We start from the raw sequence: 12,888 nt of genomic DNA, 5'->3' as shown, positions 1-12,888 counted from the left end.
GCTTCTCTTGCAGGCTTTCCGTAAAGAAAAGCTGGGGGACTGCCTTTTTGTGAATCAGTTAGATTGTCTCACAAAAAAAGAAGCAGAAGAACTGCTTCTTTTCTTACAAAATGGCTTAGGGAAAATGGTTTGTGGCGGATCTTTAAAAGAAGGATCCGCTCATCCCGAAGTACTTCTTTTGTAAAGATATATTTTTTGAAATATGGGTTTCGTTTAAAGCCGCTTTTTATAATTTTTATAATCGCATCCGAAGAAGCTGTTCCATCTTCAGAATAGCTTCTTCCGTGTCCACATCCCAAAGCTCAAATTCTCTTTCCACCGGAATCTTATGAATTTCTTCCACCGAAATCATGCCGGATTTTAAAAGCACACCTCCACCATGATCTCCGGTTAAATTCCGCAGATTTTCAAAGTACTTCTTTGGAAAAATCACCGGATTCCCCCCTTCCCCCTGATAGCTCAAACGGTAAAGCTCCTCCGGATTCTCTGAAAAAGCATCTACAAGATTTCTTAGGCTTTCCTCAGAAAGCAAGGGCTGATCCCCTGTTAAAAACATGCAGGCATCCCAGGACTTGGCTTGTTCCGAGGAAAGAGCTACACGAATGGTATCACTCTGTTCACTCTCTTCATGCATCAAAACGGAAAAATGCATTTCTTTGGCCAGCTGTTCCACCTCTTTAAAACGAGTCACTACCAAAGGCGTATCCAGAACAATCTTCCCGCCCTTTCCCCGTTTCTTTTTTTCCTGCACTGTAGCATCACTGTCCTGAATTCGTTCAGAAAGAGACCCCACTGCCTGATAATTATAGAAAAAATGGGATAAGGTATGAAAGGTATAGGAAATCATGGGCTTTCCCGCTATTCTTTCCAATAATTTATTTTTTCCGAAGCGTCTGCTCCAGCCTGAGGCCATCACCACAAAGCCCAAATGTTTCATTATCTCTTCCTTCCCTATACCTACGCAAAACTATCTTCTTTTTCCAAAAACTCTTATTCCACAAAAGAAGCTCTTATCCTTTAAAAAAGCTGTCTGCCCTGTACGAATTTCGCCTGCAGGCGGGCACTTTCTTCTCCGGTATACAAAAGCACTTCCAAGCGCTCCTTCACCGTTTGCTTTCGAACACTTCTTCTTTTTTCATGGAAGACTAAAGCATCCCCTTCGTACCCGGGGAGAAAAGATCCCACCTTTCCAAAAAAGCTTCCCCCTGAGAGCGTTGCCAAACAGAAGGCTTCTTCCAAGGTAAGAGGGGCAAGGCTTTGATCCATGAGGCGGAAACGAAGCTTTGATACGGAAATGGCATCGGTGATGGCTCTTAGCATGGAGAGGTTTGCTCCTCCGGCCACATCCGTTCCCAAGCCGACCTTCACATTTTCCTCTAAGAAACGGCGAATAGGAGCCGCTCCGGAACAAAGGTTCGTGTTGGACTGGGGACAATGGCAAATCATCGTTCCCCTCGCCTTTAAGGCGGATAGCTCTTCTCCCTCCGTATATACGCAATGAGCCATGATGCTGTTTTCCAAAAGACCGTAGCGGTCATAGGTATCTCCGTAATGCTTTGCGTCGGGACAAAGCTCCTTTACCCAGGCAATCTCTCCCGGATTTTCCGACAAATGGGATTGCACCGGAAGCTTGTATTCCTTAGCCAGCTTTCCTAAACCCTCCATCAAAGCATCCGAACAGGTAGGGGTAAATCTCGGTGTAAGAATCGGTTTACAGTTCTGCCAATCCTTAGGAATCTCCGAAAGCCATTCCTTGGTGTTTTTAAGGGATTCCTCCGCAGTATGCTCCGTTAAATACTCCGGAGAATTTCGATCCATATTGACCTTTCCCACATAGGAAACTAAACCGCTCTCTTCCAAAAGCTTCATAAGAAGCAAGGTAGCATTCTTGTGAAGAGTCCCGAAGATTACCGCTCTGGTGGTGGCGCTTTCTCGCAAGTCCTCCACAAAATCCCGATAGCCTCTTTCAGCATAGTCCAGGTTCTGATATTTGGCTTCCTCCGGAAAGGTGTTGACATTCAACCAATCCAAAAGCTCCAAGTCCATCTTGGTCCCCCGGAAACCATACTGAGGAGCATGTAAGTGGAGATCCACCATTCCCGGAAGAATTAAATCTCCGGAATAATCCTTGAGTTCCACAGAAGACAGCTCCTTAGGAAGACTGTCATAAACCCCTTGGCATAACCCATCCTTTATGTGCAGATAGGCATTTTCCTTACAAATCAGGGTCTTTAAATTCTCACTGTAACAAATATCTCCTCGAAGCAAATACTCCATGGGTTCCTCCTTATATGAAGCTTACAACATGATGTACTTCAAAATAAAGATGAGAGACAGTACATACATAAGCGGTGTCAACTCCTTGGACTTTCCTGTGAAAAGATGAAGCACGGTGTAGCTGATGATACCGAAAGCAATTCCCTCGGAAATGGAATAGGTAAAGCCCATAGCACAGATACAGATAAATGCGGGAATAGCCTTTACCATGTCTTCCCAATCAATCTTCGTCACCTGCTGCATCATGAAAAATCCTACAACAATCAAAGCCGGTGCTGTAGCAAAGGATGGAATAGCAAGGAAAATCGGAGAAAGGAATAGAGATACCAGGAAGAGTCCCGCCGTCACCAATGCTGTCAAACCGGATCTTCCTCCCTCTGCAATACCGGATGCGGATTCCGCAAAGGTCGTAATAGTAGAGGTTCCCAAAACAGCGCCTGCTGTAGTTCCTAAGGCATCCGCCAAAAGAGCGCCCTTAATAGCAGGCAGCTTTCCCTCTTCATCCAGCATATTCGCCTTGGATGCACAACCGATTAAGGTTCCCAAGGTATCAAAAACATCCACAAAAAGGAAAGCAAAAACAACTACCAGGAAATTCAAAGAAAACACATTGCTTAAATCCATCTTAAAGAAGGTGGGCGCAATAGAGCTGGGTACAGAAATCAGGGAGCTTGGAATCAAGCTGTAGAAGCCTGCCTCAGGATTAGGAACATAAAGGCCTGTCAACTGACAAAAAATACCCAAAACCCAAGTAACAATAATACCGATTAGGATGTGGCCTTTGATATTCTTTACTACCAAAATAGAAGTTACCAGTACACCGATTAACGCCAGAATCACGGTAATTCCTTCAGAAGCAAAGCTTCCCGCTTCAATAGACTTCTTAAAAGAGAAGAGAGTTACCAGTGTAGCTCCGTCCACAACAATGTGAGCGTTCTGAAAACCGATAAAGGTAATAAAAAAGCCGATTCCCACAGCTACTGCCACTTTCAAGCTCTTAGGAATCGCATTGAACATTGCCTCTCGTACATTGGTCAAAGATAAAAGGATAAAAATAATGCCTTCTACAAAAACTGCTGCCAACGCCGTTTCCCAGTTATAGCCCATCCCCAATACCACCGTATAGGAAAAATAAGCATTCAATCCCATACCTGCGGAAAGCACAAAGGGAAGGTTTGCCAGAATTGCCATAAAGAAGCTGGCCAGGGCAGAGGCTAGGGCTGTTGCGGTAAAAACAGATCCCGCATCCATTCCGGAAGCCCCAAGAATTCTGGGATTCACCGCCAAGATGTAAGCCATGGTCATAAAGCTGGTGACTCCCGCAATGACCTCCGTCTTTACATCCGTGTTCTTTTCTTTCAGTTTAAAAAATTTCTCCATCTGTCGTCCCCCTATGAAAAAAAATAGACTGTATATGAAAACGGGTAGTGACTTCACGACATGTTCCTACTCGTCCTCAAGCATGTTTTGCCTCCCTAGCCCTCTATTTTACTCCATTTGTTGCTTTTGCGATGTCTCCTTCTTTTTCAAATCCCCTTTGCTACACTTAACAGCTATACAGAAGATTGTACATCAAGTCTCGTAAAAGAACACCAAATATTTTCATTTCTACACTTTTTCTCAATAAATGCATTTCGTCTTGGGTATTTTGCATAGGAACACAGGGTCAAAACGAGAGAGTTTTTTATCGTTTTGGTGAATATCTTATGGCGCAAAAGAAGAATTTATGCAATAATCAGTATAACACTCTTCTAATAAGCTAATTTATTAGTTATTTTTTATAGGGGGCATAAATATGAATAATCGATTACAAGCAATTCTCTCGAAAGTTTGTTTAAAGGAAAAGGAAGCCGATCTGGTTATGAAAAATGCCCGCATTCTGGATGTTTTTACCGGCAGTATTTATTCCGGGGATGTGGCTGTTTCCCGGGGCTATATCGCCGGAATCGGGGAATATCGGGGCAAGAAGGAAATCGATGCCAAGGGACAATTTCTGGTTCCCGGTTTTATAGATGCCCATTTGCATCCGGAATCCACCATGGTGACTCCCCATGAATTAATCACTCTGGCAGCTTTAAAGGGAACCACCTGCTTTATTGTGGATCCCCATGAAGCCTGCAATGTTTCCGGTAAAGAGGGTGTCGATTACATTTTACAACAAAGCGAGAAGAGTCCCGCCAATGTCTTTGTGATGCTTCCTTCCTGTGTCCCCTCCACGGAGATTGACGACAACGGCGCTGTCTTTTCCGCAGAGGATATGAAGGAATATCTGGAGAATCCCCGCATCTTAGGGCTTGGAGAGGTAATGGATGATTATAGCGTGATTCATCGGGAGAAGAAAATGATGGAAAAGCTCTCGCTGTTTTCCCGGCATGTTTTAGACGGTCATGCCCCCTTTCTTCCAAAAGAAGACTTACAGGCCTATGCCTTAAACGGCATTCAAACAGATCATGAGGCGGTGGATTTTGACTATGCCCTGGAGCAGATTCGTGCGGGAATGCACATCCATATCCGGGAAGGCTCCGCCGCAAGAAATTTAGAGGCTTTAGTTAAGGGAATACTGGCTCATAAAATCGATACCAGAGCATTTTCCTTCTGTACCGATGATAAGCACATTGAAGATATCATAAGAGAGGGGCATATCTCCCACGCCGTTCGAAAGGCTATTGCACTGGGGCTTCCCACCTGCTCCGCCTATCAAATGGCCACTATTAATACCGCGGAATGTTACGGCCTATCCCATCTGGGGGCTATCGCTGTGGGTAGACAGGCGGATTTTCTTCTGATTTCCGATCTGGAAAATGTTGAAATCACAGCCGTTTTCCATAAGGGTAAGGAAGTGCTGGAATCCGAACATTTACGCATTCCCCGCTGTCCCTCAAAGCTGAAGAAAACCGTTCACCTCTCTCCTCTTAAAGAAAAGGCTTTTCGTTTACCCATTTCCAAGCAGGAAGTAAATGTCATTGCCATGGAAGAAGGGCAGATTACCACCAAACGTTTACAGGTGATGCTAAAACGATGCGGCAATTTTACCGGAGAAGAATATCCGGAATATCAGAAAATCGCCGTAATAGAACGGCATAAGGGAAGCGGAAAAATCGGACTGGGCATCTGTCAAGGTTACGCTATCCATGGGGGGGCCATTGCCAGCTCCGTCAGTCATGATTCCCACAACCTGATTGTGATTGGGGACAATGACCGGGATATGTGCTTAGCCGTCAATGAACTCATCCGCCTGCAGGGTGGATTTGTGCTGGTGCAGGGAGGAAAGGTTTACGATTCTCTGGCCCTTCCTATCATGGGACTGATGTGTGATTGCGGTTTTATAGAAGCGAACGCGCATCTGGAAAACATGAAGCAAAAAGCCCACGAAATGGGAGTCCCCGGTGGAATGGATCCCTTTATCAGTATGTCCTTCCTGGCTTTACCGGTAATACCGGAGATTCGCATCACCCCAAGAGGGCTTTGTCTGGTGCAGAATGGAAGGCCAAGGTTGATTCAGTAAGAAAGAGTACCATACTGCATAAAATTCCTGTTTGGCATCCGCCCGAGCTTCCCCCTCTTTAGATATAACTATTTTCTATATCCAGTTAAAAGAAATCTATTCTTTACAATACCTCCTCTTTTCTTTAGGATAGAAACATTGCAAAGGACGTTTTTTTCTATAGAAATAAGAACTTTTGAAAACCGTAAAGCTTGACCTGAAATACTTTTCTCGATTTTTATAGAAAGAAGTGATCCATGAAACTATTTTCGGAAATGAGGGATTTGTAGTATGGGTAAGAAAAAATGGCTGAGTATTCAGCAGACGGTTTGGATTGCTTTAGGGCTTTGTTTGGGTTTAATCTTTGGACTCATTATGCCTGAATTTTTCTACACCCCTCTGAATCTGATTGCCACTATTTATATGTCTTCCTTGAAAATGATGATTTTCCCCCTGGTATTTTGTAGCTTACTGACCGGCATTATGGGCATCGGCTCCATTGCCAAAACCGGAAAAATCGGCCTCTATTCTCTTTTGTGGTTTACGGCAACCACCCTTTTCGCCAGCACTCTGGGACTTTTCCTCCCCGGGCTTCTCCATCTTGGCGTGGGAGCCCGGATTGTCGCTACGGATGTGAAGGTGGATGCGGTAGAGTTTAAAAGTCTTCTGGGAACTTTGGAAAATATCATTCCCTCCAATCCTATTGCGGCATTTTCCGAGGGAAATATGCTTCAGGTGCTTTCCTTTTCCATCATTATGGGACTGGCCTGCCTCTCCTTAAAGGAAAAAGCGGAGCCTTTCGTGAAGCTATGCACCTCCATTCATGATATTTCCATTTTTATTGTTTCGAAGATAATGCTTTTTACCCCCATCGGTGTTTTTGCCTGTATGGCTACGGTAATGTACAGCAACGGCATCAAGACAGTTCTTCAGCTGGGACAGGTTATGCTGGCCTTATACATTACTTTTGCCCTTTATGCCCTGATTGTATACGGCGGTATCGTACGCCTGGTCGGAAAAATCCCTGTGGGCAAATTCTTTAGCTCTATTGCGCCGGCCAGCTTAAATGCATTTTCCACCTGTTCTTCCAATGCCACGCTCCCCCTTTCTATTGAATGTGCGGTGGAGTCCTTGGATGTTCCGGAGGAGATAGCCTCCTTAACACTGCCTCTGGGAGCCACCATTAACATGGATGCGGTTAGTATTCTGATGTCCTTTATGATCAGTTTCTTTGCTGCCGCCTTAGGTATTCCGCTAACCCTGGACACCATGATTACGGTTTTGGCAGCCAATACTTTGCTCAGTATCGGAACTCCGGGCGTACCGGGAGGAGCTATTGCCGCCTTTGCCGCTCTGGCTCCCATGGCAGGACTTCCCATCAACCAAATCCTGGGCGTGTATATTTCCGTAAATACTCTGGCGGATATGGGTGCCACCACCGTCAATGTAATCGGTGACATCGCCTGTGCCACTGCCATCAGTAAGCAGTTGGAGAAAAAGAATGGATAAAATCCGGAACTTGCTTTTTTTCTTATTTTCTTTATAATTTATGAGTATTTTACGTTTTTAAAGAAAAGGAGTATTTATGGGAGAATCTTATTTTGACGGCGGTTTATTGCAGCTTATCGGATGGTCACTTTTAGGAAGCCTTATCACAGTATGTACCTTTGGAATCTGCTTTCCCTGGGCTATCTGCATGATTTATAACTGGGAAATATCCCACACCGTCATTAACGGGCATCGCCTTCGTTTTACCGGCAAAGCCACTAACCTCTTTCTGCAGTGGATTAAGTGGTTCCTGCTTTGCATTATCACCTTGGGAATTTACAGCTTTTGGCTCAGTATTGCCATCAGAAAATGGAAGGTAGCCCACACCGAGTTTGCGGACTAAGCTTTGCAGGTATAAGTATTACTACTATATTTTCAGGAAGGAAAATCGTTATAAGCCCTTTAACCTTCCCTTCTACACCACCCGGGAACTGCCGACAGCAGAGTCCGGGTGTATTCTTTTTGAGGATTTTGAAAAATACTTTCACAATCCCCTTCTTCCACAATTTTCCCTGCCTGCATTACGCCAATCCTATCGCTGATATAGCGAACCATCGCCAAGTCATGAGCCGTAAAAATGTAGCTAAGCCCCAGCTCCTTCTGTAAATCCTTTAGCAGATTCACAATCTGAGCCTGTATGGACACATCCAAGGCGGAAATCGGTTCGTCGCAAAGGATAATTTCCGGTTCTACTATCAAGGCCCTGGCGATTCCGATTCTTTGTCTCTGTCCGCCGGAAAAGGCATAGGGCATTTTTCTTCTATCCGCTTCCGCTAAAGAAACCATTTCCAAAGCCTTTTTTATCTTTGTCTCTTCTTCTGCACGGGAGAGCTTTAGACGTCGTAAAGGCTCTTTTAAAATTTCCTCTACGGTCCAATGAGGATTTAAAGAAGAATAGGGATCCTGAAAGATAATCTGCATCTTATCCTGCATTTTCCGTATGGCCCTTTGGTCATCCTTTCTAACTTCCTTTCCATGAAAATAAACTTCTCCCTCAGTTCTCTTTAAAATACCCAAGAGGCAACGACCAAGGGTACTTTTGCCACAGCCCGATTCCCCCACCAAACCGTAGCATTCTCCCTTATACAGGTCCAGGTCCACCTCCTGTACCGCATGGGTAGCAATCTTTTTTCTTCCCCAAAAATCCCTTTGATAAAATATCTTTTCTATTCCTCTGGCAGAAAGAATCCGCTCCTTTTCTTTCATTTTTTCACCCTAATCTTCACAACATAATAAAATTATTTTACGCTTTCTCTCCGGAAGTAAGCTTGTGACAGAATACCCTATGCGTTTCGGAAATCCTTGCTTCCTTCGGCAGGGCTGCCTGACAGGCGTCCACTCTTTCCTTGCACCTTTCATAAAAGGGGCAAAGGGTAAATTCCTTTAAAATCGAAGGGGGATTTCCCTCGATAGCTACCAGTGCTTCCTCCTTATCTTTTTCCATACTGGGGATAGCCGCCAGAAGGGCCTTGGTATAGGGATGCTTGGGCTCTTGAAAAATCTCTTCCACCCTTCCCTCTTCCATCACCTTGCCCCCGTATAAAATCAGAATGCGTTTGCAGCGTTCCTTCACCAAAGAAAGATCATGACTAATCAGAATCAAGCTTGTGCTTCTCGCTTTTACCCCTTCCAAAAGTAAATTCAAAATCTGAGCCTGCAAAGTCACATCCAAAGCAGTAGTAGGCTCATCCGCAATCAGCAGGGCCGGAGAACAGGATAAGGCCATGGCAATCAAAACTCTTTGCCGCATCCCGCCGGAAAACTCATGGGGATATTGTTTATACTTTTCCTCCGGATTGGGAATCCCTACGGAAGCAAGTAAAGCAATTGCTCTTTCTTTAGAATCCTTTTTTGAATCCTTGATTCCTAAAAATGCCTCGGCAGAATTGCCAGCTGTCAAAGGCTGTATCGGGGCATCCATGCCGGAAAAGGCTTCCTTATCTTTAGTCCTGACAGGGCTTCCATTTTTCTTCCTTTGTCTTTCAAAAATCTCTCTCAACTGTTCTCCGATGGGAATCAAGGGATTCAGTGCCGTCATGGGATCTTGAAAAATCATAGCCATACGGCTCCCTCGAAGAGGCAGATATTCCTTTTCCGTCAGATTTCGTAAATCCAAATCTTGAAACGAAAGCTTCCGGGCAGAAGCTTTTGCTTTTTCCGGCAGTAATCCCATAATGGCCTTCATAGCCATGGATTTTCCGCTTCCGGACTCTCCGATAATTCCCAAAACCTCTCCTTCTTCCAGAGAAAAGCTGACGCCGGAAACCGGATAGACCTTCATTTTCCCATAGGGTATTTCCACCTGCAAATCTTCAATTTCCAAAAGCATCTTCTACTCCCTTTCTAAGAGAAGCGATTCCCTAAGGGCCTCGCCCCATTGATGGAAAGACAAAACCGTAATAATAATCAAAATTCCCGGAAGAATAGCCATGTGGGGTGCTTTTTGCAGGAATTTCTGGGCATTCTGTAAAAGACTCCCCCAGCTGGACATAGGAGCGGTAACTCCTCGTCCCAAAAAGCTTAATGCGCTCTCCACCATGATGGAGGACGCGATAGCCGCTGTGGATGCCGTAATAATGGTAGGAAGAATTCCGGGAAAAATATGGCTAAAAAGGATACGCAATGGAAAAATTCCCAGAAAGCGTGCATAGAGAACATATTCCCGCTCCTTTAGGCTTAAGACTTCTCCTCGAATGATTCTTGCTGTTTCCATCCAGCTTAATAAGCCGATGACCATAACAAGAGAAAACAGACCTCTTCCGAAAACCATACCGAAAACCATTACCAATATCATCCAGGGAATGGAGGAAAGAACGTCTACAAGGCGCATGAAGAAGAAATCCACCACTCCCCCGAAATATCCGGAAAGAAGCCCAATCATAACACCCAGACCGATACTCATCGCCATAGACAAAAAACCGACCATAAGTGAAACTCTTCCCCCGTAAAGAACTCTGGCAAAATAGTCTCTCCCTACCTCATCCGTCCCGAAAAAATGTTGCAGAGAAGGTTTTGCCAGACTATGAATCACATCCAAGCCCTCCGGATCCAAGGGAAGAAGAGGTAATACTATGGCTAAAATACTGAAGCCTATCAAAAAAATACTGGCTAAAACTCTATGGGGATGGCTTAGAATTCTGTTAATAAAGGCTTTACCTCTGTTAGCTTGCATTTTCTTATCCTTCCTTCTTCCAAAGTGAAATTCTCGGGTCAATCAAACAATACAAAATATCCGAGAGCAAATTTCCCAGAATTACCAAGGTACCGGATAAAAGCAAAATCGCCATCACAATAGGATAATCCAGCGCATCCACCGCTTTCACAAAATAAAGACCTATCCCGGGCCAGGAAAAAACGGACTCCGTAATCACCGCCCCCGTCACCAGTAAGGGCAGAGACATGCCCAACTTACTAATCATGGGGAGGCAAACATTTCTTGCCACATGATGAAAAAGAATTTCCCTCTTACTTGCGCCAAAAGCTCTTTGTACCAAAACATAGTCCTGCCTTAATTCAGACAATGCGGAAGAACGAACATAGCGCATTAAATCCGGAAAAAAAGCAAGCACCAATACACAGTAAGGAAGAAAAAGATGATGGAGAAAGTCCGGAATATCTTTTTCCTTCCCAATGGTATGCATCCCTAACAAAGGAAAAAGCTTCCAATGATAGCCAAAAAAATAAATCAGCACCAAGGCAATCCAGAAGCTGGGTACCGCAAGACCTATGGTGGAAAGGCTATCTAAAAGCTTATCCTGCCATTTTCCCTTTTGGCTGGCACTGTAAAGTCCCACCGCCATCGCCAAAAAGTAGGCGGTAAGGTAGGAGGGAAGCACTAAAAGGATAGTGTTTGGAATTCGTATCCGTAGATCATCCTTAATCCGGGTATGACTAAGGAGAGAGTTACCGAACTCTCCCCTTAGAATATTTTTTAACCAACGAAAATACTGCACGGGCATGGGATCATTTAAGCCGTATTCCTCTCTCTTTTCCTCCCTTTGCGCCTCCGTCATCTTGGAATTGGCTATGGAATCCACCGCATCATAGGGAACCAGATTCATAAGTCCAAAGGACAAAAGGGTAATCAATAGGAGCAGGGGAATACTTTGCAAAATTCTTCTCCCGATATAGAATGCCATTTTCTTGCCTCTTTTCTACTTGTTCTATTCTTTTGAAAAATAAAGCACTTGCTTACTTGCTAAAATACTCACAGCTTTGCTACAGCACTTACTTTCCTGCTTTTAAACTTATTTAAACTTTAGCTTGGATAAATCCCCAAAGGTGTAGATAGGCACAAGCTGGGCTTCTTCCGGATCCACATCCTTCTTGGTAACCAATGTTCTTAAATTGGTGCCCAGAGGATAATAAATTGCCTCTTCCGTTACCAATCGCTGTACCTTATTATAGATTTCTTTACGTTTCTCCAGATCCAAAGTACTATTTCCCTCTCTAAACAACTTGTCGATTTCCGTATTGTGGTAATTCATGTTGTTGTCCTTCTCGGAGGAGAAAAGAATGGCGAAGGTATCCGGATCGGAGCCCATCACATAGCCTCCCAGGAAAATGTCATAGTCCTTATTCTCCAAGTCCTTGGTAGCTTTGTAGTAAGCCGCATCTGCCAGGCTCGCCAAATCCACCTCCACACCTACAGCCTTACATTCCGCCTGAATAGCCAAGGCTTCTCTTTCTAAAATAGGAGTATTAGCCGGATAGAGTAAAGTCAACTTCTTAGGACCATTCTTTACCTCTTCCTTGGCTTTCTCCAAGTCCTGATCCCACTTATCCACATCCTCGCTGTAGAACTGGTTATCATAGGGCAGGAAGGAATAGCCTAAATGATAGTAATCCGGATCTCCGTAAGCCGCTTTCATAATTTCCTCTCTGTTTAAGGCATGGAAAATGCCGGAACGGAATGTCTTATCCTGCATATTGTCGGAAGCGGTATTCAAACGAATATAAGGCACACGACCTTCACTATAATTGTATAGGGTGAAGGCATCATTTTCCCGATAAGGCTCAATCATATCCGGAGACAATACCATGGCCTCCGCCTCTCCGTTCTGCATAGCCAAAGTAGCGGTATCTCCCTTGTCAATTACACGATAAATCAAGGTATCAATATAAGGTTTTCCATTGGCATAGTTGGGGTTTGCCTTAAACTTCAAGTACTCTCCGGTCTTATACTCCTCCAGCACATAGGGACCTGCACCCACCACCTTATCTTCTAATAAGGAAACATCCGTATTCTCCTTGCCTTCAAAGATATGCTTAGGGATAATGCTGACTTCATCGGAAAGCATCTCCATGGCACTGGCGGAAACAGAGGGGAGCTTAAAAAGAACGCTTAAATCATCCTGCTTTTCCACCTTTATAGGCTGATCCCCAATATAAAGATTCTTTGTCAGGCTGTTGATGGTGTCATAAGTAAAAACAATATCATCCGCTGTTAATGCTTCCCCATCACTCCATTTTAAATCCGGCTTCAACTTCATCGTCAAAGTAAGACCGTCTTCAGAAGCAGTCATGCTCTCCGCCAGAATATAATCCACCGTTCCGTCTCCATAGATATGATAAGCAGG

The 12,888-nt window shown here is 44.4% G+C and carries 11 protein-coding genes and 1 pseudogene; 4 read left to right on the top strand and 8 right to left on the bottom strand.

What is annotated here, in order from left to right:
* Window positions 1-184, top strand: a pseudogene (locus RDQ32_RS09265) (putative selenium-dependent hydroxylase accessory protein YqeC); the annotation flags it as partial.
* A gap of 51 nt (window positions 185-235) precedes the next feature.
* Here the strand turns inward: RDQ32_RS09265 and RDQ32_RS09260 are convergent.
* From RDQ32_RS09260 to RDQ32_RS09250, 3 genes are all read right to left on the bottom strand, one after another.
* On the bottom strand, window positions 236-937 hold the full coding sequence (locus tag RDQ32_RS09260; RefSeq protein WP_007156817.1) for an NTP transferase domain-containing protein: 702 nt from the start codon (window positions 935-937) through the stop codon (window positions 236-238).
* A gap of 80 nt (window positions 938-1,017) precedes the next feature.
* Window positions 1,018-2,277 (bottom strand): amidohydrolase family protein, encoded by a 1,260-nt coding sequence (locus tag RDQ32_RS09255; protein ID WP_308580167.1) that lies wholly within the window; start codon window positions 2,275-2,277, stop codon window positions 1,018-1,020.
* A 21-nt stretch (window positions 2,278-2,298) separates the two neighbouring features.
* Window positions 2,299-3,657, bottom strand: coding sequence for an NCS2 family permease (locus RDQ32_RS09250; protein WP_007156819.1), 1,359 nt, complete (start codon window positions 3,655-3,657; stop codon window positions 2,299-2,301).
* Between the two features lie 415 nt (window positions 3,658-4,072).
* Between RDQ32_RS09250 and ade the strand changes: the two genes are divergently transcribed.
* The 3 genes from ade (at window position 4,073) to RDQ32_RS09235 (ending at window position 7,652) form a co-directional block, all read left to right on the top strand.
* Window positions 4,073-5,782: an adenine deaminase gene (gene ade / locus RDQ32_RS09245; RefSeq protein ID WP_007156820.1), complete on the top strand. Its 1,710-nt coding sequence runs from the start codon at window positions 4,073-4,075 to the stop codon at window positions 5,780-5,782.
* Window positions 5,783-6,052: 270 nt separating this feature from the next.
* Window positions 6,053-7,270 carry a dicarboxylate/amino acid:cation symporter gene (locus RDQ32_RS09240; protein ID WP_308580166.1) on the top strand — a complete coding sequence of 406 codons (1,218 nt, stop codon included), beginning with the start codon at window positions 6,053-6,055 and terminating at the stop codon, window positions 7,268-7,270.
* A gap of 76 nt (window positions 7,271-7,346) precedes the next feature.
* Entirely contained in the window at window positions 7,347-7,652 is a 306-nt protein-coding gene (locus RDQ32_RS09235; RefSeq protein ID WP_183684577.1) for a DUF898 family protein, read from the top strand.
* 59 nt (window positions 7,653-7,711) lie between these two features.
* On the opposite strand, the gene RDQ32_RS09230 is transcribed toward RDQ32_RS09235, so the two are convergent.
* The 5 genes from RDQ32_RS09230 to RDQ32_RS09210 all read right to left on the bottom strand — a co-directional run.
* Complete coding sequence (locus RDQ32_RS09230) at window positions 7,712-8,515, bottom strand: ATP-binding cassette domain-containing protein (protein WP_308580165.1); 804 nt, start codon at window positions 8,513-8,515, stop codon at window positions 7,712-7,714.
* Window positions 8,516-8,552: 37 nt separating this feature from the next.
* On the bottom strand, window positions 8,553-9,638 hold the full coding sequence (locus RDQ32_RS09225) for an ABC transporter ATP-binding protein (RefSeq protein ID WP_308580164.1): 1,086 nt from the start codon (window positions 9,636-9,638) through the stop codon (window positions 8,553-8,555).
* Between the two features lie 3 nt (window positions 9,639-9,641).
* The gene (locus tag RDQ32_RS09220) at window positions 9,642-10,481 is read right to left on the bottom strand and encodes an ABC transporter permease (RefSeq protein ID WP_308580163.1); all 840 of its coding nucleotides are present in this window, start codon (window positions 10,479-10,481) and stop codon (window positions 9,642-9,644) included.
* A 4-nt stretch (window positions 10,482-10,485) separates the two neighbouring features.
* Window positions 10,486-11,448 carry an ABC transporter permease gene (locus RDQ32_RS09215; protein WP_308580162.1) on the bottom strand — a complete coding sequence of 321 codons (963 nt, stop codon included), beginning with the start codon at window positions 11,446-11,448 and terminating at the stop codon, window positions 10,486-10,488.
* A 108-nt stretch (window positions 11,449-11,556) separates the two neighbouring features.
* Window positions 11,557-12,888 (bottom strand): ABC transporter substrate-binding protein (locus RDQ32_RS09210; RefSeq protein WP_308580161.1); only part of this gene is annotated, 1,332 nt, incomplete at its 5' end.

Source organism: uncultured Oribacterium sp., assembly GCF_902481605.1.
GTDB lineage: Bacteria > Bacillota > Clostridia > Lachnospirales > Lachnospiraceae > Oribacterium > Oribacterium sinus.
This window is presented reverse-complemented; position numbering and strand designations above follow the sequence as displayed.